Below are 26,471 nucleotides of genomic sequence, written 5' to 3' on the forward strand. Positions count from 1 at the left end.
AAAAGCGTACTATCCAACACATAATCAGTTGGTAGTAGAGTTTGTTTGAATATTGCATAACGCTAATCAAATATATAGCGTATTTTTAGGATGATTTTTTGAATAGCGTTGCACTTAATTCAACATACTATATGTTTTGGAGGTAAAAAAATGAGAGGAGGAAAACGTGCAGGGGCTGGTCGAAAAAAGAAACCAGACCATTTGAAACGAGAGCTTGTGACAATTAGATTACCACAGTGGATGATTTCACAGCTCAAGAGGAATGGTCAAATTGGTTATTTAATTGAGAGTCAATTGGCGAAAAAAGATTTTTTGAATTTGCCGGATGATTACGAAATTGATAGTTAAGATCGGACAAATTAAAGGAAGTAACAGGCAAGATTTATCAGCAATGGTGATCAATGTGAGGTTGTAAAAATAATATATTTTGGTGAATGCCCTATTCAACGTGCGGCATAAGTTATAAACATATTAATATTGAATTTTAACAGTATGTTAATGAGATACAAAAAAGTTATAAACATTTTATCAATAAGTTATGAACATTTTAGAATGGTATTATTATTTATTAAATCAATTAGTTAAGTTGTTTATGAACATTTTTATGATAAACAGAAACATATTTTTTTTATTTACTATTATTTTTTTAATTTTCAGGATTATTTATAGCTCAAAAGCGCACCTTAAAAAACCTTGTTTTTTGTCTTGACAATGGGGAGTACCTTAGATTTGTACTAATTAAAACAATTAGATAAGGGAATATCCCTGCAAAACGAGTGAATTTCCAATCATGAAGGCTCTTAAATGGTTGTTCGTCTTTTGAAACAAGTTGTTCGCCGAATTCAAAATCAAGCTCCTGCTGTTTTTTTTGATTTTCTAATCGTTTAGCTTTTCTCTCTTTAGCGAGAATGACAGCCTTGGTGCCCTGTATGCGTTTGTGCTGCGTGCTCTTGCGATGTTGTTCAAGATTTTTGCCCATTTTGGGATTATATCCACCCAATAAGCCTTCTGTCCCAAATTTTTTTTTGCTCTCAATGTAATTGTGTATCGTTTGTCTGCTAATATTAAGGGCACCAGCCAATAAAGATTTATTCGCACCCAATTCAACGGCATCAACAACAAATATTTTTTTTGCCGGCTTGTCAGAAATATCAACCTTTTTAACAATGATATCGCGGTTTTTAAGGGTAATCATGTGCTTATTTCTTCTGTTAAAAACCAACGACAAATTTGCGCCAATCATTTTGGTGTTATCGTTTTTTTTCTTTGGTATATCTGGAAATAGTTGTTTTTGCATAATTGATACCTTAATGTGGTGTACGCAATGTGAATTTTTAATAAGGTATCACAAAAAAATATTTTTTACAAAATAAATTTACATTAAATAAAAGAAATAGTTAAAATAAAATAGGTTAAACATATGAATGTCCAACATTATGCTTGTCCAATAAATTACTGGAGAATAGTCTAACTACCTGAATAATAAGGCTTTACGCATTTCTATTCACTTTGTACGTTCCGAGGTCTGGGATAAGTATTCTATATCAGATAAGAGTTCGGCATACGGGGGATTCTCTTTTCCTTCGATTTGATTCAGATGCGCCGTAACCATTTCTGTTTCGGTTAATTCTGAGTTTAACTCTTCATAAGGTATCTCGAAGAATACAGCGTACCTGGTATCAATCGCGCCGTGCATATACTTTTGGTTTTTACAGGGTGCATATAATACCACCTCCGTAGGATAGATGCCGCATTGATGGATAAGGGGCAAGGCCGTTGCGGATTACGGCTTTTCGGGAGCTACCCTATCCACCAAGATCGAAAAAATTTCAGAAGCCAATCTTCCTTGTCGGCTTACTCTCTGTTTCTATCAATTGCTTTATGGCATCAAATACTATCCTGAACTGTTCATCATATTTGCTTTCCATGTGCTCTATTTTTCTTTTTAAATCTTCATGTGTTGAAAGCATTCGCCTGATTTGTGTGAATGCTCTCATAATCTGGATGTTGACATGGATAGCTCTTTTGCTGTTAAGTACACTTGAAAGCATGGCAACGCCTTGTTCGGTAAATGCCATAGGTCTATATCTTAACCCCATCTTAACATTGCTATTGGAGGTGCCAATTTGGCATCTCCAATTTTTCAACTCATCTTTTGTCAATTCAAACATGAAGTCTTCAGGAAAACGGTCAATATGTCTTCTTACAGCTCTTTTTAACTGGCTTGTTTCCACACCGTAAAGCTCTGCCAAATCCCTGTCCAGCATTACCTTGATGTTGCGGATAAGATATATTTTTCCGGTTATTTTTTCCATTGGCATAATTTCTGTCATGCTGGCCTATCCTTTATTTTGCGCATCCTTTAAATCGATGACACTACTTTTCCGGTTTACTGACTGGCTGATGATATCACCTGCAAGGTCGGAGGCTTTTCTCAGCGCATCATCTCTTAAATGGGCATATCTTTGGGTCATAACAGGACTTTTATGCGTCAATAATTTTTGCAAGGTGTACAATATCAACCTTGCCGCTTGAAGCCAACATTGATGCGTATACGTGCCTTAAACCGTGAAGAGGCCTGAAGTCCTTCGGTAGTCCGGCACGTTTTTTTATTTTATTTGCAGCACTCCTGACAGTTATCCGCATTCCTCCATTTTGGCCGGGAAATATATACTCGCTGCCGGTTCTCACATGCCCTTCTAATATGGCTCTGGCTTCATTATTTAATGGAATTTTCTGGTCAACCCCACCTTTGGGTGATCTGATATTGATAAAACCCTTCTCGAAGTCAATATCCTTCCACCTAAGCTTGAACAATTCGCCTCTTCGCATTCCTGTAAATAGTGCCATTTTCATCAAGTTAGCAGCTTGGACGTTCGATTCAGTTTCAAGGACTTTTAGTAATCGTGATAGTTGACCAGGTGTTAAATCTTCGGTCTTGATGTTATTCACTACTGGTTTTTGTACATGGAAAGACAGCCCTTTGCATAATCCTTTTTTCACACCAAAGCTGGTAATCCATGTTAAAAGATTCAAAACGTGTTTAACTGTCTGGGGTGCCAACTTTTTTTTTAACCTTAGCCTCAAACGGTCAACTTCAAGCGGCGCTATTTTTTGCGGCTCTTTGTTGCAGAACACAGGCTGTATGTATTTTTTATATCGACCTGCATCTGTCTTACGTGATTTGTTATCAGGCCTGCTTTGTATGTATTCATTAAACAGTTTGTTTATCGTCCATTTGCCTGCTTCAGTTTTCTTTCTGGCTTCTTCGGCTTCCCTTTTTTCACTGTTCGATTTCGCCCCTTGTATCCGTTCCGCCCGTAAATGTGAAGCCCGGGCAGGTGTCATATCGTCCTGGAACTGCCGGCCAGCCTTTTCGTTAATCAATTTGCCTGCTTTGCGATACGTTATGTAGTAAATCTTTTCCGGCTTATTTGCGCCGATAGCTTTTCCATTAATGTAACGTACTCCAGGATAGTTTGTTTTGTATTGTTTTTGTGCGGGCATTTTTTAAAACCTCCTTTCTATACCTAACACTTTTGTTGGAAGTCAAGGTATATTTAAGTAACTTAAGGAATAAAGGATATAAGAAAAGGTCAATAAATCAAGAGGTTTTGGATATGGAAGTAAATAGCGGTAAATATATGTCTACGGCCTCTCACGCCGGAAACCGGGGTTCAATTCCCCGTGGGATCACCACAAATAAGATCAAAGCGTTATGAACATTCCCCAAATCCATTTTCCAATGTTTGAGAACTAAATTCCAACCCTATTCTCTATCCCCAGCTCTAAAAATGATGGAGTCTGTCTGTCCTTTCCCCCATGACCAGCTCAATGAACCCATGCTGTTTGGACGTATAGATGTTTATATAAATAATTTTATTTTGTTATTTTACTGTGTTATCGGTCGTCAGAGTATTATAATACGTCTTCCTCCTAAAAAAAAATATGACTGAATCAGTAAGGTAATAAATATCTGAAGCCATGGCGATGTAAAAAATAGCGTATAATTAGAAATGGATTATAGGAAGAAATAAAGATGAAAAAAAAATAGATTAATTTTCTTTTTTACTTTCATTGGATTATTAGGTAGCATCAATTACAGCTTCAGCAATGAATGGAAAAATTAAGGGTCCAAATCGTGCTCCTGTTGCTGATGCCGGCTTCGACCAGATAGTGGAACCATATTATCAGGTAGTGCTGGATGGAAGCAAAAGTTTTGATCCGGATGGGGATAAATTTATAAAAAGTTATGGAACTATGATCGGCATTAATTTAATAAACTGTTGCGGTAAGTCTAAAACTTCTGAGTTGCACTTTGTTTATGACTGGACGCCATTAAAGTCCGATGGAGAAAACATATTAATACGAAAAAGTGATATCAATCTTAATGTGGGAGAAAAGTACATTAGATTTGATGGGCTCAGAATCCCACGAAAAGAGAAATATAAGAAAAACTATACTATCTTTGCAATTATCAGGCATCATGAAAATGGTTATGATGTTCTATACGAAACTCCTGTGAGAGCAGACTATGTAAAAATTGTTGGAAAGTGATAAGGTAATACAAAATTGAATTCAAACCAACACTCCCAAACTTGAGGGGAAAGGGGAGCTGTTATATTTGTTTTAGCAGGAGCCCATGGTGTCACATGGAAAGGATAATTTTTTGAGCCGGCAAAATATCACGCAAGATTTATGCTTGCCAGTAACTTACAGTAAAACAAAGGATTGTATTATAAACAAGGAATATCAGGCAGTTCTTAAGCGGCATCAATTGGATACCTTTAATTCTGTTTTTATGTTTAAAGGAGGTGAAACCGCAAAGACTCTAAAGGAAAGATCTGTAATCCGTTTTGAAGTAGAGGATATTGATGCAACAAAAACATTTTATTTAAAGAGACATAACTTGAGCTTTATTGGGCCAAAAAGACTGGTTTCTTTATTTTTTCCGAATACGGCTGTCTCTGAAGGCATAAAAGAATTTAAAAATATTTGCAATTTCCGTAAAAAAAACCTGGCAACTGTTGTACCTGTAGCGGCCGGTGAAAAATTTGTTAATTTTTTTTGGGTGGAGTCGTTTCTTTTAACAGAAGACTTTTCGCCTTTTATTCCATTGGAAGACTTTGTCAAAGAGCAACCGGAATTTTTTAAAGGCAGGAAACAAAAATTGTTAAAGGAGATTGCTGTTTTTGCACGCCGCATGCATGCGCAGGGTTTTAATCATCGTGATTTTAACACAACCCATATTCTTGTTAAGTATAGTTCCGCAGATCAAAGTCCTGAGCTGGCGGTCTTTGATCTGCAAAGGGTAAATAAAAACAGGTTGTTTAAATTTCGCTGGATGATCAAGAGCCTTGCGCGGGTAAATTATTCTCTCCCCGATCATCTGTTTACAGTCAAAGATATAATCTATCTTTTCATGTCCTATAAAGGTAAAAAAGAAATTAATTTTCTGGATCGCTGCCAATGGTTCTGGATAAATCGGAAAACCGAAAAAATAAAAAAACATACTGAAAAAAAATAAACTCAAACATAGGATCAGTGGGATATATCCTTGGATAAAAACTTAATAATAAATAAAATAAAAAAATTGCCGGGAAGTCATGGGGGGTTGCTCTTTGTATTATTAACCTCCTTATTTCTTAAATGTGTAATTCTGATTATTACGTATGATAACCCTTTTAATCCTGACGGCATTTTATATATAGCTGCGGCCAAACAACTATCCGCCGGACACTTTAAAGAAGCATTGGCTTTATACCCAATGCCTTTTTATCCTTTTCTTATAGCCCTGGTTCATGCCTGCATTCTCTCCTGGGAGATGGCCGGCAGACTTCTCTCGCTTATGTCCATGGTCTTGGCAATTATACCGTTTTATCTTTTGACCCGGGATTTATTCAGCCGGAAGGCTGCCTTCTGGGGAACACTGGCTTTTGCGCTGGTTCCTGTGGTTAATGAGTGGTCTGTGGAAGTTTTGCGCGGACCGCCTTATATATTCTTTGCAGCCTGGGCTGTTTTTTTTGCGGTACGCTCATTTCAGGTTAAAACGATAAATTACTTTATCCCGGCTGCTGTTTTTTCCTGTTTTCCGTTTTTATGCAGGTTTGAAGGCTTTATTTTTATTCCTCTATATTTCTTTTTTCTGATTCTGCTAACCATTATCAGGCCTACTGAAAGGCGCTGCTACTTAAAAGGAGTTTCTGTATGCCTTGTATTATTTTTGCTGATTGGCGTGCTTTCTTTTGCTGTTTTTAAAACAGAAGAATCGTCCCTGAACAGGCTTGATCAGCTTGCAGAAGAAATCAGTATATTATCGGAGTTTAAATTTCTGAATAATTACCATTTGTTATACGAGCAGCTTAAGGCGCTTGAAGATACGTCGCCATACCCCAACGGCAAACAGAACTTTGCTGAAATTACAAGGCACTATATGTTTGTCATTTATTGGTTCGGTATAATAGAGAGCTATATAAAAATAATTTTTCCTTTGTTTATCATTCCGCTTTTGTGGGGAGTTAAACATAAACTGTCAATAGCACGTGTTTATTTACTGGTTTTAGTTATTTTTTACCTGCTGATGATTTATTATTCCCTTGTTGAAAGGGACTTTATCCAAAAAAGATTTTTATTTGCGGCGGTCTTTTTTTCCTATCCGTGGATAGGCTTGGGAATGGAACGTTTCTTTTTGTTAATTAAGAACCATCCAAAATCACGGCTAATCGGTTGTGCTTTAGCTGTTGTTTTTATTCTGGCGCCTCTTTGCGGTACTGCCGCGTCATTTAAAAAGCAGGATAACAGGATGAAAGAAGCCGGAAAATGGTTGGCTGGAAATATACGCTTAAAAAATGCCGGGATAATATCAACAGATTCAAGAGTTCTTTTTTATGCAGGCAGAGATTGCTATATTGAGCCTGAGAAAGAATGCAAATGTTTTATAAAACATGACCATGACTATTCGGACATAGAGCAGACCGCTATGAGCGGCGGATATGATATAATTATTTTTAGAACATCACTTAAAAGAAAGCATCTGATTCCTGAAATAAAATATTATAAAAAAATAAAATCTTTTTCAGGTAAAAAAAATATTGTCCTATTTTATTGTTCTCCTGATTTTGTAATGACTTCAAATTAATAATAAAAAAATAGATCATTTTTTTGACAGACGTGAATAAAACAACAGAGACTCAAGACAGGGCAGCGCCTGCTATGGATGTGGATCCTGGATCATCCGGATATGCAATTAAAACACCTTTTCGGGTAAGCCTCAATGCCGGCGGGCAGATAGTCGAGCTTGTATGCCACAAGGCTTTGCGAATCTTACCCGGCAAACGATTGGTATGTTGCGGAAAATGGACTGACAAAAAAATCGTTGCGAAATTTTTTCTTGATCCAAACAAGGCTGCAAAACATTGTGAACGTGAGGAGAATGGTTTATCGGCTCTTCGTAAAGCAGGCATCAAGACGCCTGCTTTACTATTTAAAGGCGCTCTTCATCAAGTGGCCTTGCCGGTTTTAATTTTCAAAAAGCTTGATCCGGCAGATAATTTGGAAATACTTTGGAAAAAAGCAGAGTCACACAGCCGGCGCATAGACCTTCTTAAAAAAATTGTCAGGATTATAGCCGTTCAACATGAGGCCGGAATAAAACAGGATGATATCCATTTGGCGAATTTCATGCTGTTTAAAGATCAAATTTATACTCTTGACGGCTCTGCCGTTGATTTCAGGAATCTGGGAAGACCTTTGCCTGCCGCAGCTTCGTTGAATAACCTTGGCTTGTTTCTGGCCCAGTTTTATCCTGAATTTGACGAATTAATAAAAAAAATATTTGCATTATATATATCAAAAAGATCAATATTGTTTAAGCAGAATGACTGCGAACGCTTAATTAAAAAGGTTTTCCTTTACCGCGAATATAAAAAAAAGAGCTACCTTAAAAAAATTTTCAGGGAATGTTCGGCCTTTGCCTGTAAAAAAAATCATAATAGCCTCACGATTTGTGATCGGCAATATCAGTCTGAACTTATGGATACTTTCCTGGCAGATCCTGATAATTTTTTTAAAACAGGCACGTTTTTAAAACAGGGCAACACCTCTACGGTTGCGTTGGTGAAAATCGACGGCCGGCAACTTGTTGTAAAACGATATAATATAAAAAGTTTCCGGCACAGCTTCAGGTACCTGTTCCGAAAAAGCAGGGCTTCAGTTTCATGGAAAAATGCACAAAGATTATTTTACGTGCTAAATATTCCCACCCCCAAACCGGTTGCGTTTCTGGAAAAGCGAGTGGGCTTATTTAAAAAAAAATCGTACTTTATTACGGAATACATTGATGGTATAAATGCTTATAATCTATTCCATTCAAATGAAGTTGAGGATATTGCCGGAAGAAAGCATCTGGTCTGTATGTTCGGAAGGCTTTTGCAGTCACTATCCGATGCCTTGCTTAGTCATGGGGATTTTAAAGCCTCAAACTTTATTATTGCAAATGACAAAATTTTTTTACTCGATCTTGATGCCATGCAGGAGCACAGCTTCAGGTGGATGTTCCGCAAAAAGTTCAGGCGGGACTGCCTGCGGCTGACGCAGAATTTGAAAGATTTACCAGAACTATCGGAGATGTTTAAAAACCGGATAACCGGTTTGCATCTGTAACGAGTTAATCAAATGATCAAAAAAAAGAGAATAACCGTTTTTGTCTCCTCTTTAAAAGGTGGCGGGGCCGAACGTGTTATGCTGAATCTTGCATCCGGGCTTGCGGAGCGAGGGCAGCAGGTCGATCTGCTCCTGGCACGAAAAGAAGGCCCATACTTAAAATATGTGCCTGATTCGGTACGATTGGTTGTTCTGCCGCAGTGTTCAAGATTGAGAGGTCTGTTGACAATCCTGAACAGCAGGCCTTCTCTTTTTTTTAAGCTCTTATCCTTTCATCCTGCCAGAATGCTTAGGTTATTGCCGGGCTTGATACATTATTTGCTGAAAAGAGAACCGGATACAATCATATCAGGCTTGCACAATTGTAACCTAGCAGCTTTATGTGCATGCTTTTGCATTAAAAGCAGGATACAGACCATAGTTGTTGAGCATAACACCCTCAGCAAAATAATTAATTCAGTCCCGGCAAGAAAAAAGCGGCTGCTCCCTTTGATAAATTATTTTTATCCCAAGGCAAATAAAATTGTTGCTATTTCAGATGGCGTCAAAGCTGATTTAATAAAAACAGCAAATCTTCAGTCGGATAATATTGTTAAAATATACAATCCAATAGTGACTGAAGAACTTCGGGAAATGGCAAGGCTGGAACCCGATCACCCCTGGTTCCGAAAAGGAGAGCCGCCTGTTATTATTGGAGTCGGTCGTCTTGTCCCGCAAAAAAAATTTTCGACACTTATCATGGCTTTTGCCAAAATAAGGTCAAAACGGAACTTACGCTTAATGATCCTGGGAGAAGGCAGGCTGCGTAAGGAGCTTGAACAACTGGCCGAACAATTACAAGTAGCTGATGATTTTATAATGCCGGGATTCCAGGATAATCCATTTGCCTGTATTTCCAAGGCATCCGTATTTGTTCTGTCTTCAGTCTGGGAAGGATTAGGCTCTGTTTTAGTTGAAGCGCTTGCAACAGGTTGTGCCGTTGTCAGCGCTGATTGCCCTCACGGTCCTTCAGAAATCCTTGAAAAAGGCAAATACGGACGAATTGTACCTGTAGGCGATTATAAGGCCATGGCCGATGCAATTCTGCAAGCTCTTGATACTCCGGCAGATCGTAATGTCCTGATTGCGCGGGCGGACGATTTTTCAGTTAGTCTTATAGTAGAGCAGTATTTACAATTGATAAATGATTTTTGATGGCGTCGTAAAAAGTCTCCATATACTGCGTTATAGCGTTTGGCCATACGCTTGACATGCTACATGTATGCCTTCACGCATGGCTAAACGCTATGCCTTGTATATGAAGATTTACTTAGCCATCGGTTTTACTTTTTGCGAGTATATCATTTTTAGCGCGAGTTTTTTTTATTATCCGTTTGCATATTTTTTTTACGCGTCCATCCAGCCTGTCCGTATCAAAATAAGCATAAAGAAATCTGATACGGTCTGCAGCGCTCCATCCTTTTGCGCGGCGATGCAAAGATTCCAGATCCCTGCACACTCTGTTTAAAGCAAAAAATCCCTGCTTGCTCTTTTCAAGGTCTATCAACCTTATCAGGAAATCATCCCCATTCCGCTTAATAAAAATATGCTTGGGATACATGGAATTATGCATTAATCCTTTAGCATGCATCCTGCTTATGCATTTCGCAATAACTTTTATTAAATTATTTTTTGTATTGCGCGGCCATTCTGCCTGTTTCCATCTTTTGACAAGATTATCCAGGGAGACAAATCCATCAAGAAATTCAGTAATCAATATAGCCTGCACACCGTTTTTTTTGCGCCTGGCAAAATATACAGGTTTCATAACCGGGATATTTTGCCTGTCATAACGCAGAATGCTGATCATCTCTTTTTCAAAGGTCGGTATGCCTGTACATGGGTGAAGAAGAGTGCGCGAATTATGATTTTGCTGGCGTTTTATTATCAGTTTTTTACATGCGCCATTATCCAGCTCTAAATTAATAGCGCAGACAGAACTCCATCCGTCACGACTTCGCCCTATGTTCGGTGTATCCAGTGAAACCAGATCAAGCCCCCATAAAGCCTCAAAATCTGCCAGGCCCTGCTTTAAAAATACTCCTTTCCATTGAGGATCAAAAAAATATTTCATATCAATTATTTGAAAATTTATGCCTGCGTTGTTCACAAAAATATTGCTTAAGCTCTGTGCCGGGAAAAAGATCAGATTCCAGCGAACAGAGCAGTTTTTTCCATACTTTTATGCGTTTAAAATAAAATATAATCGGAACTCTAAAATACCACGGCCATTTTTTCAGAGGCAGGAACCTCTCAAGGTCAATCAAGGCGATCTCATCACTATCTTTTTTTATAAAAATATGCCATGCGACCCAATCAGGGAAATAATAACCTGCTTTATGAACCTTGCGGATTATGCCGGATATCCTTAAAAAATAGTCATGCCTCCGGGACATAAAAAAATCAATAACCTCTGTCGGAGCGTTGCGCGATATCAAATTGCTCAGCGAATAAAAATTTTTAAGATTGGCATACAAAAGAAAACCCCGCCTCGCCTGATCGTCAAAAGCATGCATATCCAAATCAGCGCTTCGAAGGCCGAAATTCAGAATATGCCTTGCTGCTTCATATTCATTTATTATAGATTCGTATGAAACACCCTGAGCCTGTTTCAAATAAAATATTTCATCATTTACAGTAATCCTGGTCATCTGACGGTTAATATCGTTGGTTTTTTTGTCAATATGCTTACGCATCGACTTAAGTTGCATTGCCGGTTTATTTTTTTCAAGATCCCAAAAATCAGAAAAATCCTTTAAACTAATTTTTGCAAATTTTTGTTCCGCTTTTTTATTGTGCCAATTTATTTTTACCATGCTGTTCATAATACAACATTAAATTTTATGAAATCCATACTTGTTGATCTTCCAGCCCCTGGAGGTGTTTTTATAATCGAATTGCACGATCTTGTCTAACTCCTCCCATGACGCTTTTGTGCCACGTTTTTCTTTGGGCAGCCATTTTCCTGACTTCCAGTTCATGAAATGCAGGTATAGAAATTCTTTGCCATGATCCAGGTTGTTCGTAAGCCGCCCATCATGCCAGTACCATTCATCAGGAAAGTTAAATGTTCCGTCAATCCAGGGTATATTGGAAAAGATGGTGCTGTATCTTTCCTCAAAACAGCATGATCTTTGATATTTGTCGAATACCCCCATCAGTTTTCGCAGTATAGGAGGATATCTTTTATGCCTTAGATAAATCTTGGACAGCTTTGATTCGTCTATACTTAAATGTACCGGATTTTCCATCATGTTTTGCCAGCCTTTTATCCTTTTGAATGCATTTTTATTCATTTCAGTATTTTTGAAAAGGCAGAAATGACCGGAGATCTTATTATAATGGGTTGATATCATATTGTATCTCAAGATATCGTCCGTGTAGAATTTTCTGATATTGCCATAAATAACATCTATATCGCCCCATCCATAATAGTCGTATCCTGATAAATACTGCTCGTTAATAACTCCGTAAGCAGGTTTAATATCGCAAAGCTTATAAGGATCTCCTGTAAAATTTATTTCTAAACTGGATGAAATAAGCTGTCGATATTCGTCAAAACCGGTTTTAACATAGGCAACATTAGGGCATCTGTTTTCAGGTTCAGCACAATCAGTGAAAAAAAGCCAGTCTATGGTAGGGTTCCTTTTGCATGATTCCAGATAAAGGTTAAACCATTCCGGCCACTTGCCGAAATAAGGCATCAGCATGATAATTTTTTTATAACTCATATCCTTTCGTTCACAGGGTGTGGCCAGCCATTAGGGCTTTCCCTGCTATAATTTTTCTATAATATCCGCAATTTTTTCAGGCATGCGGAATATATCCATACCGGCTGCATATTGTTTGCCGTTATTCCTCCAATCCTCTTTTGTTTCGGCGGTTAACATGGATAACAGGATATTATTAAAGGTCTCCTGTTTAAAGGGAGATGGTATAATTTTACCTGCATCGGCGTTTTTGATGTGAAAGCTGTATCCGCAAACTTCTGTTACTATCACCGGCAAGCCGACCGCCAGCGCCTCGATCAGAACCGTGCCGGTATTCTCATGATAAGCCGGATGAAGAAGAATATCCGATGCGACAAGGAGTTTGGGGATATCGTTCCGCCCCCCCAGAAAATTAACCCTTTCTGCAACTCCTGCCTGCACGGCCAGTCTTTTGAACGGTTTTATTTTATCCTCGCCGGCTACCAGTAAAAAAGTTTTGTGATAAATATCAAGCGGCAAGCTTGCAAGCGCCAGGATAGATCTGTCAACACCCTTCCGTTTATACCCGCTGCCGACCATTAAAAGAATGTTTTCATTATGACCGATTGAGAATTCTTTTCTCACTTGATGACGGATTGCGTCAATCTCTCCTGTAATAATGCGATCTTTCGAAATTCCGGGTGAGAGAGTATGAAAGCGTTCCTGATCCGTTCCGTAGTAATTTATATAAAGATCTTGCTGCTGGTGTGAGATAGAAAGGATATGAGTGTGCGAATCTTTTCCGAACACAGCCTGTTCCATTTCAAGATTACTTTTGCAGCGCCCGGTCATGCGATACAAAAAGCTGCGACCGGCGGCTTTGACTGCGTAACAGGGGTCGGCCGCGTAATAAAGATCCAGAAAAGGCATTTTGTTAAATCCCACAATAGCGTTATAGTTTATTTTTTGTAAAAAAGGTTTTATGTTTTTTACGAAATTTTCACGCTGCCTGTGATTGGTAAAACCGGCCGCAGGAATTATGGTAACTTTTATGTTTTCCGGAAGATCTCCCTTCCAGGCCATTGTATATATATCGACATTATGGCCACGGGCGGAACAGGCTTCGGCTATTTGCAGGCAGTCACGTTCCAGGCCGCCGAATGGAAAATACTTAAAAAGGCAGAACGCTATTTTCACTTTATAGTGTCCTGTATGAGCCTTGATTTATTTAGCATCATGCAATCCATTTCAACCACAGACAAATCTTTTTTCCGGTTTATCGGGTAATGTCCCTGAGGTGATAAAATTGTACTGTTTTGAGCTTGGATGTTTACTATATTTTGTCATCTCATAGCCGGCTGCTTTAGCTAATGTTCGATGTAATTTCATTATCATATCCCTTATTTGCAAGCGAAAATATAATTTGTAGTCTTGCGAGGTATATATCTTTTGGCTGCGCATTAAAAAAAAGACAATTTAACTCGATCCGAAATAATTTTTTCCATACGCAAGTATTCAAAAAAAGTATTGAGGCCTTTTATTTGGGAAGAATCAAGGGAATAGAATAATCCATTAAAATATTTTTTGCATATATCCTTGTGAAGAGCAAGCTTGTTTGAGGTATCAATAATAATTTTTTCTATATTTTTCAGGCCTTTTTCTTTTGAGTTAAGTAAAAGATCTATAACCTCTGAAACTGCATCCGGCCGGTCTTCAGCAAATTTTTTCCTTACAGCCCATACCGAGAAAACAAACGGCAGCCCGGTTAAGGTCTGCCACATTTCACCCAGGTCTCTGACATGCACGTACATGGTCTGCCATTCCCAGTTAAGGGCTGTGTCGCCGATAACAAGCGCCGCATCGGCGTCTTGATCAATATCAGCCGGATTATGAATCGTCACACTTTCAAAAACAGGTCGGATATTATTTTTAAGGAAGAGCAGCTTGATTAATTTTGCCGCTGAAGCGGAGTCGTCGGTTAATATTACTTTTCTATTATTGAGTTCTTCAAAAGGGAGTTTGCCGGCAAGCAAGACACTCATGACCTTGCCCAGACAGGAAATTGAAAGATCCGGAAGCAGCAGCCAGTTGTTTTGGTGTAGTGCATACGCAACGGAAGAAACAGGGCTTATATCTATTTCACCCATGGAAAGCATGTTGTTTAATACTGCCGGCGGTGAGCTGACAATTTCGCACCATTCAGGTTTCAGGCTGCCATTCAGCAGATAGTATACCGGCGCAACATTTACATAGCTGATACGGCCTATTTTAACCTTTGGTTTTAAAGAATTATTTGGAGTTGAATACGTCATGATGAAAGTAAAAGAGTATCGCATAAACCATTGAAATCGGCATTGACAATTTTATTGATAAGATCGTCCCGGCCGGCGGCGCAAAAGGGGACATAGGTAAATATACCTTTTTTGCCCGGCAGGAGAGAGCCGGTCAGATTCCCAAGAGCAAGAGCTTTTGCTCCTGCGGAGGTTGCCATTTCTAAAATATCAGCAGGAGCGACCAGGGGAAAATACTCTGAAACAAAAGCCATTTCATCGAATATACTAAGTGTCTCTGCGCTGGCAAGGCTGTCTGTGCCGAGGCATGGTTTTATTCCGGCTGCCAGCATTCTTTCTATGTCGGGCAGCCTTTGATGCAAATTTTGATTGCTTCTTGGGCAAAGGCATACCTGAACCCCGTTTTTTTTAAGTATTTCCAGATCCTTTTTATCAGTATGGAGTAGATGCACGGCTATGGTATGCTCATCCAGCACGCATAGTTTGTCCAGGTATTGCACAGGTGTTGCGGCGGGGAGATCCCATTCAGAAAATTTTATATCCCTTTCCGTCAGAAAATCAGCCCATGCTCCTTTCCCTGTGGTGATAAAGAAGTGTTCATCATCCGATTCCGCCAGGTGAATCGAAAAAGGGAGGTTCATTTGGATCGTCATTTTTTTTAAAGCAATTATCATTTCCGTTGAAGTTGTATGGGGCGCATGGATTGCCAGGGATTGATCAATATGATTTTTTTTATGCGCATCAAATTCATCCTGGGAGCCGTTTGTAATATTACCTATGAACTCTTTAAACCAGATACCGTAGATACTGGACGCGGCCATGGCCTCCCAGGTGAGGCCGAGAGTTGATATCTCACCCACCACCCCGCAGCCTGATTGAATAATTTCCCTTATTCCGTCTGCCGCGCTGTCTCGTAAAGCCTCACCTGCTGATTCACGTTCTTTAATAAGGCTTTTGACCCATGAACTCAATCCTTGATCGAGTGTAACCTTTCCTTTCAATGCTGTCAGTTCAAGATGGGTATGGGTGTTGACAAGGGCAGGCATTATAGCGCCGGGCCCATGGTCAATCATATTAACGCCGCCGGGACCGCGGCCGGAGCCGACATCTTTAATAATCCCATTTTCCATATACAAAAAACCATTTCGAAAAATGGTTTTTGAATCCACTACAATCCAACCTGCTTTGTGTTTTACTGAAACGTTATTTTTATTTTTGCAATCAACCACTTATACACTAAATTTATATCATCTCAATAAGGGTTCGCGCAAATTATGGAGTGGCACGAGCTATCCGAAAGCTGCTACCGGCACTGGTCGCTCTTTCGCGAAGCTTTGGCTGTGTAATTTAATACGTTCAATCTCGTGCAACGTCTCTGCTGTTAAATAGCTTTCCCCACAATGATGGCAACTGACCACAGGAACATTCTCTATGATAAGCAAATCCACACCTTTGCCATAACTTCGGGTTACATGACGAATTTGAGCACCTTTTTCTCCACAAATATCACAAATCATTTTCCACCTCATATTTTGTATACGGTGATAATCACTAATTTACCAGTAATACTCAATTTACCAACCACAACCGCCATACTGGTTGAAATGATTTTACCTTCAACAATGTATTCCCATTCTTTGGTACTTTTGTCTTTTTGTCGTTTAACGATTTTACCTGTAAGAACGACACGTTCGATGTCAAAAATGGACAGATTATCATCAGCCATTTCTTCTTCCGTATGAAAAGTCATTACGTACTTTCGGGTACGAATTCTTTCCCGCATTTGTTTTAAAATGCGTTCATACATGTCATCCTCGCCAGATATATACTCTTTTAATCATACCATTAAATTTATCTATAGATTGTCAGATAATAACCCTATTTTAAAATTTAGCACAAGGCCAGAGGGAGGAAGGCGTATTGTCATACTCCGACGACCGATAACGCAGTGAAATTATTTATGTGACAATCTATATCGTGATATGGGTGCAAACATGCTCAAACAGTCAGAAGTTTGATAATATTATAAAAGCAATCCCTTTGCGCTGCTTTAAAGCCCGCATTTTTTATAAGGCGGATCATTTCTTCTTTCGGCAGCCTGAATTTTATTCCCGCGGCAGCCACAACATTCTCTTCAATCATGGTGCTGCCCAGATCGTTTGCGCCAAAAAAAAGGGCCAGTTGAGCTATTTTGTCTCCCTGAGTTACCCATGAAGCCTGGATATTCGGTATATTATCCAGGAAGAGACGGCTTATTGCGAGCACTTTTAAATATTCTGCGGCCGTTGCAGTTTTTACCTTAATAGCGGTATTGTCCGGCTGAAATGTCCAGGGGATAAATGCGGTAAATCCGCCGGTTTCATCCTGGAGATTGCGTATCCGCACCAGATGCCGGATAATATGTTCTTTTTTCTCAATATGACCGAACATCATTGTGGCCGTTGTTTTAAGGCCGATTTTATGAGCCGAGCGCATGACATCTATCCATTGGTCGGCTGTGCATTTTCCGGGAGATATTTTTTCCCTTATTTGATCAACCAGGATCTCGGCTCCCCCGCCCGGAATTGAATCCAGCCCGGCCTTGATCATCCTTTTTAATGTATCTGCAATGGAAAGGGAAGATTTTTCTGCAATATAACATATTTCAGGGGGCGAAAAGCCATGGATGTGAATCGGAAAATTATCTTTTATATACTGTAGCAAGTCGAGGTAAAAATCGAGATCAAGTCCGGGATGCATTCCTCCCTGGAGCAGTATCTGGGTGCCGCCCAGTTCCAGGGTCTCTTCTATTTTTTGTTTAAGCACGGTTTTTGAAAGTACGTAAGCTTCTTTATGATTTTCAGGCCTGTAAAAGGCGCAAAAAAGGCATCCTGATACGCATACATTGGTATAATTGATATTTCTGTCAATTACAAAGGTGACAAGATTATCCGGGTGGATTTTTTTTCTTTTTCTGTCTGCCAGTTCCGCCAGGGTTAATATAGGAGTGTTATTTAACAGGTCAAAGGCAGTGTCCGGATCTATTCGGTTCTTTAGATTAAGCGGCACCCGATTAGTTTTCATCCAGTTCCGTGACAGGATTATAGAATGAGTCTCTTTCAACAGGTGTAAAACCTGCCGCGCTTATAATCCGTTTCATTTCTTCCCTGCTCATCCCTTTGGCCGAGGTTGCTCCGGCCATGTGGGTGATTTTTTCTTCAATAATGGTTCCGTCCAGATCATCCGCCCCGAAAGAGAGCGCAACCTGGGCAAGTTTCTCGCCGATCATGATCCAGTACGCTTTTATGTGATCAAAATTATCCAGCATCAGGCGGGCTATGGCAATATTTTTAAGATCATCACAAGCGGTTGTATTGTGTAAATGCGACAATTGAGTATTTTGCGGATGAAAAGCAAGGGGAATAAAAGCGGAAAATCCACCTGTCTGATCCTGAAGTTCTCTTAATAGTATAAGGTGGTTGACGCGTTCTTTGTTGGTTTCAATGTGCCCGTACAGCATGGTGGCATTGGAAGTTATACCTGCTTTGTGGGCGGCCGCCATAACTTCAAGCCATCTTTGGGCTGAAATTTTTTTAGGAAAAAGTTTTTCCCTGACCCTGCTGCTCATTATTTCAGCGCCTCCACCCGGCATCATGGAGAGCCCTGCCTTGATAAGCCTTGCCAGTGTTTCATCAAGGGCAAGCCCGGAGGTTTGTGCTATAAAATCTATCTCTACTGCAGTAAAAGCCTTTATCGTGGCGTCAGGGCGCAGTTCTTTAATACTTTTTATTAAATCAATATAATAATTAAAAGGAAGAGCCGGGTTAAGTCCTCCGACTATATGGAATTCGCGTACAGGTTCATCCATCCGTTCCAATACCTTTAAGTTTACATCATTTATATTAAGGGTAAATGAATCCCCGGCTTTTTCATCTCTGGAATAAGCACAGAATTTGCAGCCGTTTATACACAAATTGGTATAATTGATGTGCTGGTTATATACAAAAAAAGTATCATTATCGTGCTGTTGTCTCCTGACAAAATCGGCAATCCGGCCTATGCCCGGAAGGTCATGGCTCTCATACAGAATCAGGCCGTCCTTAAAATCAAGGCGCTGTCCGGCTGCAATCTTTGCCTGGATTTTATCCAGTCTGTTATCTAAAAAAGAAGAGTTAAGCATTTAATATTGATAATATCTCCTCTCCGAATTCTTTTCTTCTCCAGTTTTTCAGACATTCTATTTTTTTCAGGTCGGTTATCGTTTCCGGTTTTTCTTTTATTATTGCATGGATAACAGCATTGCTGATTAAAATGCCGGGATCGATTCCCAGTTTTGCAGAAACTTTATCCCTCCAATCCTTCAAAGCTTTTATCTTTTGTGGAACTGCGATGTCCTGCATAGGAACTTTTTTTTTGGGATAACCAGGCCGGTTCGCAGCGGGTATTTCCAGGGCCGCAACCACAGCATTGATAATGGTTTTACCGTACATTTGAACCTGTTTTTTACTCAAAAGTCCACTTTCTTTTAACTGACGCAAATTACAAGGCTTTTCAGAAGTTATCCTGATAATCGATTTATTGCTGAATATTTTGAATAATGGCCGGTCTTTTTTTTGAGCAATATTTTTCCGTAACTGCAGAAGCGTCTCAAGCACAACTAATGATTCAGGCTCAAGCCGCCCGGCGCCTTTAAACTTAAGATATAACGGCGCTCCGTTATTCGACTCAAACCTGACCTTGCTTAAATACTCACATTCTTCAAAAACCCAGGCAAGTCGTTCTTTTTCCGCGAGTTTTTTTTCAACAGCATAAGCTAACGCAGGCAAATAAGCTGAATCCAGGGCAGCGTAATCCATCATTTCCGGAGGTAACGGTCGCACTGACCAGTCTTTTTTCTGGTATCTTTTATCCAGTGAAACATTAAAGTTGGTTTGCAGGACTGCGTCCAGGCCTGTTGACTTTACCCCTAAAAACATACAGGCCAGTTGAGTATCAAAGAGGTTGTTGATCTTAATCCCAAAATCCCTGTGCAAAGAACGGATATCATAATCTGCTCCGTGAAAAACCTTTTTTATAGCGGAATTTGCAAAAACAGGCTTTAAGGGGGAGAGATCCTGAAGCGGCAAAGGATCTATCACAACATTTTGTTTGTCCGAAGAAATTTGAATCAGGCATACTTTTTCTTTAAAATGATGCAAAGAATCCGCTTCAAGGTCTACACCGATAATTTTTTCATTGCTGAAAAGATTTGCAATCTGTTCCAGATCCGAAGCGGTTTTTACAAATTGATAATTAATTTTTATTCCTTTATCCATTTTTTCATTAATGGAAGTACACTGTGATGCCATTCGCTGGAAAGCCTTAATTTGATAAAATTTTTAAACAGGTTGTCAAGTATGATAAAAATTCTTTCGTAAAAATATGCTTTTTCCATCACAGCGCCTTCAACATCCTTTTTTGATTCTACCGGGCCTGATTCGGGGACTTTGATACCGCTGATGTTGAGGCTTTCCCCTTTTATGCTAAACCGCCATTTTTGATTATTTGATTTTAATAAAAGGTTAAGTTCCGTAACAACAGATCCTTTTCCCAAAGCCAGCATGCCTTCTTCGAGACCGGCGTCATCGCCCTTGATGGTTACACTCTCGTCAATATCATTTATTTTTTTAACAAGTACAATCCTGTTCCCTGTTTCCAGGGATACGGGTTCTTTATCAGGGAAGGAAATTTTCTCCGGTTCTTTTTCGATTATAAACCATAACCAGGTCAGGAATTCATCTCCCAAAAATTTATAACGATTATAAGCAATTGAAATATCAAGCATTATTTATTCCTGTCTTAATACAAGGCTGATGATAAAATAACTTTGGTTTTAAAAAAATCCAGCGGGCTGGAGCTGGTTCAGAGAATCAAGTTCCGAATCGGAAAGGCCGGCCGAAAAATGTGCTACTGTATAGGGAAAGAGTCTGATAATATTGAGCTTAAATGATTTAAAAAAAAGATCTTCCAACTCTTCATTGGCAGCTTTGAGATTTGAAAAAAACCATAAAACAGATTCTTCATAATTCCATACAAGATCATATATGTTAGGCGTAGCCGGAATCCGCAGCGCTAATACATTAATTACATGGTCTTTTGCCATTTTTTGTTCCTGACGAGACAAATATTCACGTCCTGATTCCTTAAGGCGTTTATTCATCTCGATTTCATAATATTTTTTTATAATTTTGGGTGGGATGGTTTTTTTGTCAATTCGCAAAGAAAAGATGAGATAATTCCCTATGGAGAAAGATGAACCTTCAAAATTCGGGTTAAAAGGATTGTCAAACGAAGTCCATCCCACCACTTTTTCCGAAGCATCCTCAATTTCCGGGATCATCTGTTCTTTTAACCCAGTATATATGGTTTCTAAAAGATTACTCTCTATTTTTCCATCTACCCGGTAACGTGTAATGGATGCCGTAGAAGATAACAAACTCATAATTCGCTTAATTCCTTAAGCCAATTTCAAAACGCCACCTTTTGCCCGATCTCTGCGTAAGACAAAAATTTTAATCCTCGAAATACTTAATGTATTCCTGTGGTTAAAATTTTTGCCTTTCTTGACCTCGAACAAAATTGAACATTTTGAAACTGGCTTCCTTATTTGTTTATATCGGCCATGTCTGCGGTAAATATTTTCTCCGCATCAATCCATAGCCCTTCAAGATCGTAAAATTTACGCACAGGCTGATGAAAAACATGAATAATTACGTGCCCGTAATCAAGCACGACCCAGTGGCCTGTCTGTATCCCTTCTATACTTAAGGGCTTAATACCCTGTTTTTTTAGTTCAAAATGGATAAATTCAGCAATAGCCGCAACTTGTCTGTTTGAACGTCCGCTGCAAATAATGAATGCGTCGGCAATGGAGGTTAGCCTGCTTATATCGAGAACAACAAGATTCAGTGCTTTCCTCTCCAAAGCGGCCTTAACAAAAGCATCAAGAAAAGGAGCAGGATTTGAAAATTCGATTGTCATGAATATAATCCTTTTTTCTCTATAAAGGAGCCGACCTCAGGCGGAACCAGGGAACTTATCTTTTTACCTTCTCTGACATAGTTGCGTATCATTGTTGAGGAAATATCAAGCGGTGATACATCAAAAACAAATATTGTCTTTTTGTTGTCATGGATATATCCGCATAGCTTGCTGTTATATCTGTATTGACCGGATATCTTCTTAAACAGGAATTCTTCAACAGCACTACCTTTATCAGTTGTTTTATGATTTCCAGCTTCGGGACGTGTTATAACAATAAAGGGTATTATATCAAAAAAATCCATATATGATTTCCAGGTATTTACTTCAAGAAATGCATCCATGCCGAGTATTAAATAAAAACTGTAATCCGCAGGCATAATCGACTTGTAATGTAAAACAGTATCAATTGTATATGAAGGCCCTGAACGTTTCAGTTCCACATCCGATATCTCAACAAATTCTTTAATTGCAGAGTCATTCTTAACAGCAAGACTAACCATTTCATACCGTTCATCGGCATTGGGCACATCTATTCGATCTTTGTGCGGAGGCATGGCTGAAGGAATAATATATATTTTATCAAGAGGGAATTCTTCCTTAACCTTTTTTATTGCTTTAAGATGTCCAAGGTGAATCGGATTAAATGTGCCCCCAAAAAAACCTATTCGCATGAAAATAATATTATCCGTTCAGAGTTAATCTATGGTTATTCCCTTATCTGGCCGTCTCCAAAAACAACAAACTTGGTTGTCGTAAGCTCTTCCAGGCCCATGGGACCAAAGGCGTGGAGCTTGGAGGTGCTGATCCCCATCTCTGCGCCAAGGCCGAGCTGCCCGCCGTCATTAAATCTTGTTGACGCATTAACCAGGACAACCGAAGAATCTACTTCACGGACAAATCGTCTTGCCCTATTATAGTCGGAAGTTACTATGGCTTCGGTATGGTTGGAGCCGTATTCGGCCATGTGAGCAATAGCCTGATCCATATCTTCAACTACTTTAACAGCCAGAATAAGATCAAGGTACTCAGCCGCCCAGTCCTCTTTCCCTGCTTTTTGAGCGCCTTTTATTATACCACAAGTCTTTTCGCATCCTTTTATTTTAACGCCGGCATCAAAAAACCGTTTTGCCATGTCCGGCAAAAAATTTTCAGCCGTATTTTTATGAACAAGCATGGTCTCCATTGCGTTGCATACACCAGGTCTCTGTACCTTGGCATTAAAGCATATATTATACGCCATATCAAAATCGGCCCCTTCGTCTACATAGACATGGCAAACACCCTTATAGTGTTTTAGGACAGGAATTTTAGAATTTTCCGCAACAAAACGGATAAGCCCTTCACCACCCCGTGGAATAATAAGATCTATAAATTCCGCCTGATTCAAAAGAAAATTAACAGCTTGCCGGTCTCTTACCGGCACCATCTGCACTGCCTTCTCAGGGAGGCCGGCCTTAGCAAGGGTATCCGAGATCAAACCGGCCAGGGCGCGGTTTGAATTAAGGGCTTCAGAGCCTCCGCGCAGGATAACAGCATTTCCTGCCTTTAAACAAAGCGCCGCTGCATCAATAGTAACATTCGGCCTGGATTCGTAGATGATGCCTATTACACCAAGGGGTATGCGCATTCGCGATACCTCCAGTCCATTCGGTCTGATAATGGTTTTGCTTATTGCTCCAACCGGATTTTCAAGAGCCGCAATTTCTCTTAATCCGCCGGCCATAGACTGAATCGTTGCATCAGAGATAGTCAGGCGGTCAAGCATTGCTGCCGAAAGCCCCCGGCCGGCAGCTAATTCCAGATCTTTTCGGTTCTCTTCTTTTAGATATGCTCTATTATTTTCAATGCTGCCGGCAAGTTCCATTAAAATTGTATTTTTTTTTGCGGAAGGAGCTTTTGCGATCACCCGGGAGGCTGCCCGGGCATCTTGCGCAAGATTGATGATCGTTGATTCAAGAAACATTTTTTCTCCGTATCTTTTTATTTTTTTCAAATCTTGGGCATTAATAAAGATCGCCGGGTTTGCCCTTGCCCTTTTTGCCGTGATATGATAGCAGATGCTTTAGATGTATTTTAAATACCAATAAGTTACATTAAGTTGTATAACATATAAAGGACAGGCGGGCAAGTGTTAAATGCACAGGTTTCAGGCTTTAAGTGTTAAATTTTAAAAAATACTCCGCTTAACGCTTATCGTGATTACACAAAGGTTGTTTTGGCATGTTTTATGCATTCAGTTTTACAATTGCGCCAAGCCAAGAAGACGCCAATAAAAATTCAATTGGAGTACGATACAATTTAAACAAGGAGATGCTTTTTTGAGTACAAAAATTATTTATTTATTTATTTTTATTGCTGCTGTTCTTTTTCCTGTTAATTTGCACGCTCAGGAGCAAGAGGCCAAATATCGTTTCATGGTTGTTGATATTCAGGATCAAACAGGACACAAAGGATGGGAAAATCACCTTATTGCCTATGGCATAAAAAGCATTGTGAGCGACGAACTTTATAATACAGGGCAATATATTCCTATTGACGACAATCCGGAGATTGCCATTCGAATCAACGAAATGATTGCTGCGAGCTGGAAAAATAAAAAAGCACATTCTATGCACAAACCATCCTTTGTCGACAACCCTGATTGCGATGCCCTGGTAGCAGTGGTTGTTCAGGATTTCAAGCTTAAACGCCTCCGCAGCATTGGAATATTTGCCGCAGCTAAAACTACTGTTGAAGTTGTTGTCAAGGTAGATGTACAGTACCGTGACGGCAGCATTATTACTGCAACAGGCTCAGGAAAAGGTATAACCAAATCCCTTGGGGTGCTTTTTCAGATACGTGAAGATAAAATATATTTTAATGAAACAACAGTCGGGCAAGCGACCCGGAAAGCTATTCATAATGCAATATCCAAATTTAATTAAAGAGCGATTCCCCGGTAATTTATTTTCTTTGTTTGTGGTAATTTGTTTTATATCTGCATCCGGATGTGCCACCACTTATGTGGAGCGGGATACCGGAACATCTGCCCAAATGGATTCACTCCGTAAAGCAGCAGTATCTCCGGTTTACAGCGGCCCCAAAACGGTTGTGGCGGTATTGCCGTTTGGTTTGTCTGATCGCGCCGCCAAACGTTACCCGCGTCTGCTTGATAAAAATGTTGGGATGGGCCTCCATAATATGCTGACGGAAAAGCTTTATGATACCAGGCGCTACACCTTTGTGGAAGATAAAAAAAATATAATTAAAGACGCTATGGACAGACAGTGGATGAGCGCCAACGGCATGGTTGCCCAGAATCGGGCAATAGAAATGGGTAAAATGCTTGGCGCGGTCAAGGTGATATACGGCGAAGTCTATGATTTTGGGGAAGGAGGTGAAAAAATAAGAGGGTTCAGCTCTCAAAAAAATATTCAAACCAGGATGGGCATCCAGATTCGCTGCGTGGACGTAGAAACCCTGGAGTATATACCTGCCAGTGGAATCGGATTTGGAGCTGATGTCTTCAGCGCCGCAAACCAGGCTATTCAACATGCGGTTGTCAGTTTGCTGCGCAGAACCGGAAATTAATTTTTTTAAATGGAGGGAAAAATAAAATTATGTTCAATATGCTTAAAAAGTCATTTGTTTTGGCAACCTTTATTTTAGCTATAACAACCAGCGCTTTTGCAACACAAATTTCAACATATCATGATGCTTCAAATTTTTATGATCAGCACTGGATACCTGATCATGGTACTCATTTTACGGTCAACGGCAGAACCCTTATATGGCGGCCTGCCGAGCATCACGCCGAGCATCACGTTGATATATATATTGACCATGATTATATCGGCACAGTAGACGAGCATGATAAGGACGGGACCCTGCGGCTTTTATCAAAATATCTGGATTTTGCATTATTGGTAAGTTCTTCACTTGGCGGCACAGGCGGTGGTGACGAAGGGGCTGCCTACCTGTCTGCGGCAGGTAAAACTTCACGTATGGTCTTTCAGCAGCTTGTCACACCTGCGGCCAAAACCCGCAAAGACCAGCAACGAGATGATGTCCGTGCAGCGCTTGGTTTGAGTCGTTCCATGGGTTCTGCGCTCCGTTTTGAACGAGCCGCCTTTGATGAAGGAGACGATGGCAAGCTGTACGGCGCTAATATAGGCATGGCCTGGGATCAGGATAATATTACTTATGGTTTTATGCTCCCTTATGATTATCTTGATTTTGACAGTTTTGACGCTAATCGTATCGGCTTGATAGGATTCGGTCAATACCATATGCCCCTGACCGGTACGCTTGAAGCATCTTTTACCGGGCATCTGAATTATACTTATTCAAATATTAATTTTGATGATATTGACAACGAAATTGTAAATGTATTCGGCGGCGGTCTCAGCTCTTCTCTTACATATGATCTGGATACGGTTGTGATCAGCACTGGCGTCTCCTACCTGTATAACAAGGATGACACCAATATGGATGAGGATGAACAGCATTTGCTGAAATTTGGTGTTAATACCGGTATCCGATACGGGAATGACAGTGTTGTTAATTTCTTTGCAATATGGAATGCCGATATAACCAACTACGATAATGACCCTGAGGATGATAATTATTTCGAGCTGGGCGCTGAAGGCTGCTATGCTTTTTCTGATGCCTGGAATCTGACTTTTGGCGGTAAAAAGGTTGTCAGCCTGCAAGCTTTCGACTCTTATGAAGTATATATAGGCACTACATGGAACTTTTAAATTAATAATACGCCGGGCCTTTGGGCCTGGCGTTATGCTTTGCAATTTTA

General features: G+C 39.8%; 31 protein-coding genes and 1 tRNA gene. 10 read left to right on the forward strand and 22 right to left on the reverse strand.

All coding sequences use genetic code 11. From position 1 onward, the window contains the following. The first annotated feature begins 150 nt into the window (after positions 1 to 150). Positions 151 to 348, forward strand: a complete 198-nt coding sequence (locus BuS5_RS09475; protein ID WP_274427654.1) for a hypothetical protein — start codon at positions 151 to 153, stop codon at positions 346 to 348. 322 nt (positions 349 to 670) lie between these two features. On the opposite strand, the gene BuS5_RS09480 is transcribed toward BuS5_RS09475, so the two are convergent. The 5 genes from BuS5_RS09480 to BuS5_RS09500 all read right to left on the reverse strand — a co-directional run bounded on the left by BuS5_RS09480 (position 671) and on the right by BuS5_RS09500 (position 3,507). Beyond that, positions 671 to 1,297 carry a hypothetical protein gene (locus BuS5_RS09480; protein WP_274428159.1) on the reverse strand — a complete coding sequence of 209 codons (627 nt, stop codon included), beginning with the start codon at positions 1,295 to 1,297 and terminating at the stop codon, positions 671 to 673. A 207-nt stretch (positions 1,298 to 1,504) separates the two neighbouring features. Continuing rightward, entirely contained in the window at positions 1,505 to 1,696 is a 192-nt protein-coding gene (locus BuS5_RS09485; RefSeq protein ID WP_027353833.1) for a hypothetical protein, read from the reverse strand. 133 nt (positions 1,697 to 1,829) lie between these two features. After that, positions 1,830 to 2,333: an ORF6N domain-containing protein gene (locus BuS5_RS09490; RefSeq protein ID WP_027353834.1), complete on the reverse strand. Its 504-nt coding sequence runs from the start codon at positions 2,331 to 2,333 to the stop codon at positions 1,830 to 1,832. Between the two features lie 6 nt (positions 2,334 to 2,339). Continuing rightward, complete coding sequence (locus tag BuS5_RS09495; RefSeq protein WP_232223043.1) at positions 2,340 to 2,495, reverse strand: hypothetical protein; 156 nt, start codon at positions 2,493 to 2,495, stop codon at positions 2,340 to 2,342. Further along, positions 2,485 to 3,507 carry a tyrosine-type recombinase/integrase gene (locus tag BuS5_RS09500; protein WP_232223044.1) on the reverse strand — a complete coding sequence of 341 codons (1,023 nt, stop codon included), beginning with the start codon at positions 3,505 to 3,507 and terminating at the stop codon, positions 2,485 to 2,487. Before BuS5_RS09500 ends, BuS5_RS09495 begins: the two co-directional genes overlap by 11 nt. Before the next feature lie 110 nt (positions 3,508 to 3,617). Here BuS5_RS09500 and BuS5_RS09505 point away from each other — a divergent pair. From BuS5_RS09505 to BuS5_RS09530, 6 genes are all read left to right on the forward strand, one after another. Beyond that, positions 3,618 to 3,699 (forward strand) — tRNA-Leu (locus BuS5_RS09505). Positions 3,700 to 4,113: 414 nt separating this feature from the next. Continuing rightward, positions 4,114 to 4,557 carry a hypothetical protein gene (locus BuS5_RS09510; protein WP_027353835.1) on the forward strand — a complete coding sequence of 148 codons (444 nt, stop codon included), beginning with the start codon at positions 4,114 to 4,116 and terminating at the stop codon, positions 4,555 to 4,557. 85 nt (positions 4,558 to 4,642) lie between these two features. Continuing rightward, positions 4,643 to 5,527 (forward strand): lipopolysaccharide kinase InaA family protein, encoded by an 885-nt coding sequence (locus BuS5_RS09515; RefSeq protein WP_027353836.1) that lies wholly within the window; start codon positions 4,643 to 4,645, stop codon positions 5,525 to 5,527. A 30-nt stretch (positions 5,528 to 5,557) separates the two neighbouring features. Then, entirely contained in the window at positions 5,558 to 7,138 is a 1,581-nt protein-coding gene (locus tag BuS5_RS09520; protein ID WP_027353837.1) for a glycosyltransferase family 39 protein, read from the forward strand. Between the two features lie 32 nt (positions 7,139 to 7,170). Beyond that, complete coding sequence (locus tag BuS5_RS09525) at positions 7,171 to 8,661, forward strand: lipopolysaccharide kinase InaA family protein (protein ID WP_157487381.1); 1,491 nt, start codon at positions 7,171 to 7,173, stop codon at positions 8,659 to 8,661. A gap of 12 nt (positions 8,662 to 8,673) precedes the next feature. Beyond that, on the forward strand, positions 8,674 to 9,855 hold the full coding sequence (locus tag BuS5_RS09530; protein WP_027353839.1) for a glycosyltransferase: 1,182 nt from the start codon (positions 8,674 to 8,676) through the stop codon (positions 9,853 to 9,855). Positions 9,856 to 9,970: 115 nt separating this feature from the next. On the opposite strand, the gene BuS5_RS09535 is transcribed toward BuS5_RS09530, so the two are convergent. The 17 genes from BuS5_RS09535 to BuS5_RS09615 form a co-directional block, all read right to left on the reverse strand. Then, positions 9,971 to 10,774, reverse strand: a complete 804-nt coding sequence (locus BuS5_RS09535; protein WP_157487382.1) for a lipopolysaccharide kinase InaA family protein — start codon at positions 10,772 to 10,774, stop codon at positions 9,971 to 9,973. A 1-nt stretch (position 10,775) separates the two neighbouring features. Continuing rightward, positions 10,776 to 11,525, reverse strand: a complete 750-nt coding sequence (locus tag BuS5_RS09540; RefSeq protein ID WP_027353840.1) for a lipopolysaccharide kinase InaA family protein — start codon at positions 11,523 to 11,525, stop codon at positions 10,776 to 10,778. Positions 11,526 to 11,534: 9 nt separating this feature from the next. Then, positions 11,535 to 12,431, reverse strand: a complete 897-nt coding sequence (locus tag BuS5_RS09545) for a DUF6625 family protein (protein WP_027353841.1) — start codon at positions 12,429 to 12,431, stop codon at positions 11,535 to 11,537. 45 nt (positions 12,432 to 12,476) lie between these two features. Then, positions 12,477 to 13,586, reverse strand: a complete 1,110-nt coding sequence (locus BuS5_RS09550) for a glycosyltransferase family 4 protein (RefSeq protein WP_027353842.1) — start codon at positions 13,584 to 13,586, stop codon at positions 12,477 to 12,479. 51 nt (positions 13,587 to 13,637) lie between these two features. Further along, entirely contained in the window at positions 13,638 to 13,778 is a 141-nt protein-coding gene (locus BuS5_RS09555; RefSeq protein WP_157487383.1) for a hypothetical protein, read from the reverse strand. A gap of 71 nt (positions 13,779 to 13,849) precedes the next feature. Continuing rightward, positions 13,850 to 14,725, reverse strand: a complete 876-nt coding sequence (locus BuS5_RS09560) for a menaquinone biosynthetic enzyme MqnA/MqnD family protein (RefSeq protein ID WP_084445911.1) — start codon at positions 14,723 to 14,725, stop codon at positions 13,850 to 13,852. Further along, positions 14,698 to 15,849 (reverse strand): amidohydrolase family protein, encoded by a 1,152-nt coding sequence (locus BuS5_RS09565; RefSeq protein WP_274428160.1) that lies wholly within the window; start codon positions 15,847 to 15,849, stop codon positions 14,698 to 14,700. Before BuS5_RS09565 ends, BuS5_RS09560 begins: the two co-directional genes overlap by 28 nt. Before the next feature lie 120 nt (positions 15,850 to 15,969). After that, positions 15,970 to 16,197 carry a type II toxin-antitoxin system MqsA family antitoxin gene (locus BuS5_RS09570; protein WP_027353845.1) on the reverse strand — a complete coding sequence of 76 codons (228 nt, stop codon included), beginning with the start codon at positions 16,195 to 16,197 and terminating at the stop codon, positions 15,970 to 15,972. 8 nt (positions 16,198 to 16,205) lie between these two features. Next, the gene (locus BuS5_RS09575) at positions 16,206 to 16,487 is read right to left on the reverse strand and encodes a DUF4258 domain-containing protein (protein ID WP_027353846.1); all 282 of its coding nucleotides are present in this window, start codon (positions 16,485 to 16,487) and stop codon (positions 16,206 to 16,208) included. A gap of 191 nt (positions 16,488 to 16,678) precedes the next feature. Beyond that, on the reverse strand, positions 16,679 to 17,743 hold the full coding sequence (gene mqnC / locus BuS5_RS09580; protein ID WP_051374758.1) for a cyclic dehypoxanthinyl futalosine synthase: 1,065 nt from the start codon (positions 17,741 to 17,743) through the stop codon (positions 16,679 to 16,681). Beyond that, entirely contained in the window at positions 17,733 to 18,839 is a 1,107-nt protein-coding gene (mqnE, locus tag BuS5_RS09585) for an aminofutalosine synthase MqnE (RefSeq protein ID WP_027353848.1), read from the reverse strand. The genes mqnC and mqnE overlap by 11 nt, the downstream gene beginning before the upstream one ends. Next, a complete protein-coding gene (locus tag BuS5_RS09590; RefSeq protein WP_035265342.1) occupies positions 18,832 to 19,974 on the reverse strand; it encodes a ribonuclease D in 1,143 nt (380 codons plus the stop codon). The genes mqnE and BuS5_RS09590 overlap by 8 nt, the downstream gene beginning before the upstream one ends. Continuing rightward, the gene (locus BuS5_RS09595) at positions 19,959 to 20,483 is read right to left on the reverse strand and encodes a hypothetical protein (RefSeq protein ID WP_027353850.1); all 525 of its coding nucleotides are present in this window, start codon (positions 20,481 to 20,483) and stop codon (positions 19,959 to 19,961) included. The genes BuS5_RS09590 and BuS5_RS09595 overlap by 16 nt, the downstream gene beginning before the upstream one ends. 48 nt (positions 20,484 to 20,531) lie before the next feature. Continuing rightward, a complete protein-coding gene (gene rdgC / locus BuS5_RS09600; RefSeq protein WP_027353851.1) occupies positions 20,532 to 21,140 on the reverse strand; it encodes a recombination-associated protein RdgC in 609 nt (202 codons plus the stop codon). A gap of 161 nt (positions 21,141 to 21,301) precedes the next feature. Then, entirely contained in the window at positions 21,302 to 21,679 is a 378-nt protein-coding gene (gene rsfS / locus BuS5_RS09605; RefSeq protein WP_035265337.1) for a ribosome silencing factor, read from the reverse strand. Beyond that, a complete protein-coding gene (gene nadD, locus BuS5_RS09610) occupies positions 21,676 to 22,353 on the reverse strand; it encodes a nicotinate-nucleotide adenylyltransferase (protein ID WP_027353853.1) in 678 nt (225 codons plus the stop codon). Before nadD ends, rsfS begins: the two co-directional genes overlap by 4 nt. Before the next feature lie 35 nt (positions 22,354 to 22,388). After that, entirely contained in the window at positions 22,389 to 23,645 is a 1,257-nt protein-coding gene (locus BuS5_RS09615; RefSeq protein ID WP_027353854.1) for a glutamate-5-semialdehyde dehydrogenase, read from the reverse strand. 355 nt (positions 23,646 to 24,000) lie between these two features. Between BuS5_RS09615 and BuS5_RS09620 the strand changes: the two genes are divergently transcribed. Genes BuS5_RS09620 through BuS5_RS09630 form a run of 3 tightly spaced genes read left to right on the forward strand, consistent with a single transcriptional unit; the run spans position 24,001 to position 26,421 of the window. Next, positions 24,001 to 24,606 carry a hypothetical protein gene (locus BuS5_RS09620; RefSeq protein WP_027353855.1) on the forward strand — a complete coding sequence of 202 codons (606 nt, stop codon included), beginning with the start codon at positions 24,001 to 24,003 and terminating at the stop codon, positions 24,604 to 24,606. Continuing rightward, complete coding sequence (locus BuS5_RS09625; protein WP_027353856.1) at positions 24,584 to 25,252, forward strand: CsgG/HfaB family protein; 669 nt, start codon at positions 24,584 to 24,586, stop codon at positions 25,250 to 25,252. The genes BuS5_RS09620 and BuS5_RS09625 overlap by 23 nt, the downstream gene beginning before the upstream one ends. A 29-nt stretch (positions 25,253 to 25,281) precedes the next feature. Next, the gene (locus BuS5_RS09630) at positions 25,282 to 26,421 is read left to right on the forward strand and encodes a hypothetical protein (RefSeq protein ID WP_027353857.1); all 1,140 of its coding nucleotides are present in this window, start codon (positions 25,282 to 25,284) and stop codon (positions 26,419 to 26,421) included. Positions 26,422 to 26,471: the final 50 nt, after the last annotated feature.

This window comes from Desulfosarcina sp. BuS5, from assembly GCF_028752835.1.
Lineage (GTDB): Bacteria > Desulfobacterota > Desulfobacteria > Desulfobacterales > BuS5 > BuS5.

What these genes read in the sequence shown, in the direction of transcription:
- BuS5_RS09475 (WP_274427654.1), top strand. Translation starts at nt 151, where the DNA reads ATGAGAGGAGGAAAACGTGCAGGGGCTGGTCGAAAAAAGAAACCAGAC.
- BuS5_RS09480 (WP_274428159.1), bottom strand. Translation starts at nt 1,297, where the DNA reads ATGCAAAAACAACTATTTCCAGATATACCAAAGAAAAAAAACGATAAC.
- BuS5_RS09485 (WP_027353833.1), bottom strand. Translation starts at nt 1,696, where the DNA reads ATGCACGGCGCGATTGATACCAGGTACGCTGTATTCTTCGAGATACCT.
- BuS5_RS09490 (WP_027353834.1), bottom strand. Translation starts at nt 2,333, where the DNA reads ATGACAGAAATTATGCCAATGGAAAAAATAACCGGAAAAATATATCTT.
- BuS5_RS09500 (WP_232223044.1), bottom strand. Translation starts at nt 3,507, where the DNA reads ATGCCCGCACAAAAACAATACAAAACAAACTATCCTGGAGTACGTTAC.
- BuS5_RS09510 (WP_027353835.1), top strand. Translation starts at nt 4,114, where the DNA reads ATGAATGGAAAAATTAAGGGTCCAAATCGTGCTCCTGTTGCTGATGCC.
- BuS5_RS09515 (WP_027353836.1), top strand. Translation starts at nt 4,643, where the DNA reads ATGGTGTCACATGGAAAGGATAATTTTTTGAGCCGGCAAAATATCACG.
- BuS5_RS09530 (WP_027353839.1), top strand. Translation starts at nt 8,674, where the DNA reads ATGATCAAAAAAAAGAGAATAACCGTTTTTGTCTCCTCTTTAAAAGGT.
- BuS5_RS09535 (WP_157487382.1), bottom strand. Translation starts at nt 10,774, where the DNA reads ATGAAATATTTTTTTGATCCTCAATGGAAAGGAGTATTTTTAAAGCAG.
- BuS5_RS09540 (WP_027353840.1), bottom strand. Translation starts at nt 11,525, where the DNA reads ATGAACAGCATGGTAAAAATAAATTGGCACAATAAAAAAGCGGAACAA.
- BuS5_RS09545 (WP_027353841.1), bottom strand. Translation starts at nt 12,431, where the DNA reads ATGAGTTATAAAAAAATTATCATGCTGATGCCTTATTTCGGCAAGTGG.
- BuS5_RS09555 (WP_157487383.1), bottom strand. Translation starts at nt 13,778, where the DNA reads ATGAAATTACATCGAACATTAGCTAAAGCAGCCGGCTATGAGATGACA.
- BuS5_RS09560 (WP_084445911.1), bottom strand. Translation starts at nt 14,725, where the DNA reads ATGCGATACTCTTTTACTTTCATCATGACGTATTCAACTCCAAATAAT.
- BuS5_RS09570 (WP_027353845.1), bottom strand. Translation starts at nt 16,197, where the DNA reads ATGATTTGTGATATTTGTGGAGAAAAAGGTGCTCAAATTCGTCATGTA.
- BuS5_RS09575 (WP_027353846.1), bottom strand. Translation starts at nt 16,487, where the DNA reads ATGTATGAACGCATTTTAAAACAAATGCGGGAAAGAATTCGTACCCGA.
- mqnC (WP_051374758.1), bottom strand. Translation starts at nt 17,743, where the DNA reads ATGAAAACTAATCGGGTGCCGCTTAATCTAAAGAACCGAATAGATCCG.
- mqnE (WP_027353848.1), bottom strand. Translation starts at nt 18,839, where the DNA reads ATGCTTAACTCTTCTTTTTTAGATAACAGACTGGATAAAATCCAGGCA.
- BuS5_RS09590 (WP_035265342.1), bottom strand. Translation starts at nt 19,974, where the DNA reads ATGGATAAAGGAATAAAAATTAATTATCAATTTGTAAAAACCGCTTCG.
- BuS5_RS09595 (WP_027353850.1), bottom strand. Translation starts at nt 20,483, where the DNA reads ATGCTTGATATTTCAATTGCTTATAATCGTTATAAATTTTTGGGAGAT.
- rdgC (WP_027353851.1), bottom strand. Translation starts at nt 21,140, where the DNA reads ATGAGTTTGTTATCTTCTACGGCATCCATTACACGTTACCGGGTAGAT.
- rsfS (WP_035265337.1), bottom strand. Translation starts at nt 21,679, where the DNA reads ATGACAATCGAATTTTCAAATCCTGCTCCTTTTCTTGATGCTTTTGTT.
- nadD (WP_027353853.1), bottom strand. Translation starts at nt 22,353, where the DNA reads ATGCGAATAGGTTTTTTTGGGGGCACATTTAATCCGATTCACCTTGGA.
- BuS5_RS09615 (WP_027353854.1), bottom strand. Translation starts at nt 23,645, where the DNA reads ATGTTTCTTGAATCAACGATCATCAATCTTGCGCAAGATGCCCGGGCA.
- BuS5_RS09625 (WP_027353856.1), top strand. Translation starts at nt 24,584, where the DNA reads ATGCAATATCCAAATTTAATTAAAGAGCGATTCCCCGGTAATTTATTT.
- BuS5_RS09630 (WP_027353857.1), top strand. Translation starts at nt 25,282, where the DNA reads ATGTTCAATATGCTTAAAAAGTCATTTGTTTTGGCAACCTTTATTTTA.